General features: G+C 74.0%; 2 protein-coding genes. Both read right to left on the reverse strand.

Translation table 11 applies throughout. The features are described 5' to 3' along the window. The coding region (locus tag AB8Z36_RS37680) for a condensation domain-containing protein (protein WP_369217881.1) at positions 1-1422 on the reverse strand (1422 nt) is incomplete at its 3' end. Further along, on the reverse strand, positions 1419-2437 hold a 1019-nt coding region (locus AB8Z36_RS37685), incomplete at its 5' end, for a MupA/Atu3671 family FMN-dependent luciferase-like monooxygenase (protein WP_369217882.1). The genes AB8Z36_RS37685 and AB8Z36_RS37680, both read right to left, overlap by 4 nt.

Raw genomic sequence — 2437 nt, forward strand, 5'->3', positions numbered from 1 at the left:
GTCGGCGGTGACGCGGCCGAGCAGGGCGAGGTAGCTGTCGGCCCAGCGGGTGACGGCCTCGGGCGAGAGGAGTTCCGTGCGGATCTCGAAGCTGCCGTCCATGCCGTCGCCGCTGTCGCGCACCACGCCCACGAGGTCGTGCTCGCCGCCGGTGTGGATGCGCTCGGGCTCGGCGAACTCCCGTACGGCCGAGACGCTCGGCTGCTCGGTGAGGTGCATGAACACCCACTGGAACAGCGGGGAGCGGCCCGCGCTGCGCTCGGGTGCGGCGGCCGAGACGATGCGGCCCACCGGCAGGTCGGCGTTGGCCATCAGCTCGGGGAAGTCGGCGCCGAAGCGGGCGAGGACGTCCGCGAAGGAGTCGTCGCCGGCGATGCGCCAGCGGGTCGGCACCGCGTTCATCACATAGCCGATGACCTGTTCGAGGCCCTTGGCGGAGCGGTTGGCGACCGGGGTGCCGAGCACCAGGTCGCGGGCGCCGGAGACACGGTGGGCGAGGACCGCGAACGCCGTCATCAGGACGACGTATACCGAGGCGCCGCGCTCGCGGGCCAGGGCGCGCACGGCCCGGGTGGTCGCGGCGTCGACGCGGAAGCGGATCTGGACGATGCCGTCCTCACCGGCGTCCGGGCTGCCGTGGCCGGGCACCGTCAGCGGGCCCGGCGGCTCGGCCAGATAGCGGCGCCAGAAGTCCAGGCGGGCGCCGAAGACCCCGGCGGCCTCCAGTTCGCCCTGCCACGAGGCGAAGTCGGCGTACTGGATGGCGGGGCGGCTGAGCTTCGGCTCGGTGCCGTCGCGGACGGCGCGGTAGGCCTCGGCGAACTCCGTCTGGAGGACGTCGAAGGACCACCAGTCGGTGATGATGTGGTGCACGCTCAGCATCAGCGTGGCGCGCGCGTCGTCGACCTGTACGAAACGGCCCCTGATCAGGCGTTCGGCGGCCAGGTCGAAGGGGCGGCGGCGGAAGGCGGTGAAGGCCTCCCCGATGGTGGTGCCGGTGCCGCGCAGGTCCTCGCGCTCCAGGACGAAGGGGCCCTCGTCGGGGAAGTCGACGTGCGGGTCGTCCGCCGTGCCGGAGATCCGGGTGCGCAGGATGTCGTGGTGGCGCTGGAGGAGGGTGAGCGCCGCCGCCAGATGGGCTGGGTCGACCGGTCCCCGCGCCCCGTCGAAGTGGTAGGCGCAGCAGAGGTTGAGGTCGGGGGTGCCGGGATACAGCGACTCGTACACCCACAAGTCGCGCTGGGCGGGGCTGAGCGGCACGGTGCCCCCGGCGTCGCGCGGCGGCACGACCGCCGGGATCTCCCGGACCCGGCCGCCCTCGACGAGCCGTCGCATCAGCCGCACCCGCTGCTCACCGCTGAGCGCGCTGAAGCGGTCGGCCATGGAGGGCCGGGCGGGGCCCGAGGGCTGGTTGGGGGTCACTGTGCGGCCTCTCTCAGCTCGGCGAGGCGGTGCAGCCCCGTGAGTACCTCGTCGCGTCCGACACCGAAGTCGATGAAGCAGGCCACCTCGTCGACGCCCAGGTCGCGCAGGTCGGCGAGCATCTTGGCGCAGTGGCCGGGCGAGCCGAGCAGGCTGCCCCAGTTCAGATAGCGCCGGTAGGCGAACTCGGCGAGCATCGCGGTCTGTTCGTCCGTCAGCTCCGCGCCGTCGCGCGCGTCGGCGGCGCGGTTGGCGGCGGTCTGCCGCAGATAGGAGCCGAGGTAGGCCTTGAGGGGCGCGGCGGCCAGGCGGTGCACCTCGGCGTCGTCGGCGCCCACGTAGGTGTGGGCCATCAGCGTCACGCGGCCGTGCGCGTCCGTGCCCGCCTGCTCGGGGGCGGCGGCGCAGGCCGCGCGGTAGCGGGCGATCTTGTCGGCGAGTTCGTCCCTGCTCTGTCCGACGGTCGCGCCGAGCACCCCGGCGCGCAGCCGCCCGGCCGACTCCCACGTCTCCGGGTTGCCCGAGGTGGTGATCCACAGCGGCAGTTCGCGCTGTACGGGCCTCGGCTGCGGGACGACGCTCACCGGCTGTCCGGTGCCGTCGGGGTACTCGGCCGGTTCGCCCGCCCACAGGCGCCGCAGTTCGGGGATGGTGCGCAGAGTGCGGTCCCGGCGGTCGGCGTAGTGGCCGGGGGCCAGGGTGAAGTCGGCGGAGTGCCAGCCGGTGGCGACGGAGAGGCCGACCCTGCCGTGCGAGAGGTTGTCGACGACCGCCCAGTCCTCGGCGACCTTCAGCGGGTGGTGCAGGGGCAGGACGACGCTGCCCGCCCGGATGCCGATGCGCTCGGTGGCGACGGCGAGGGCGGCGCCGAGCACGGGCGGGCTGGGGAAGACCTGGCCGACCTGCTGGAAGTGGCGCTCGGGGGTCCAGATGGCGTGGAAGCCGAGGCGGTCGGCGGTGCGCGCGACGGTGAGGATGTCCTCGTACGCCCGCGCGTGCCCGCCCGCCGTCGAGG

Origin of the sequence: Streptomyces flavofungini, from assembly GCF_041028215.1 — a bacterium.
GTDB classification, from domain to species: domain Bacteria; phylum Actinomycetota; class Actinomycetes; order Streptomycetales; family Streptomycetaceae; genus Streptomyces; species Streptomyces flavofungini_B.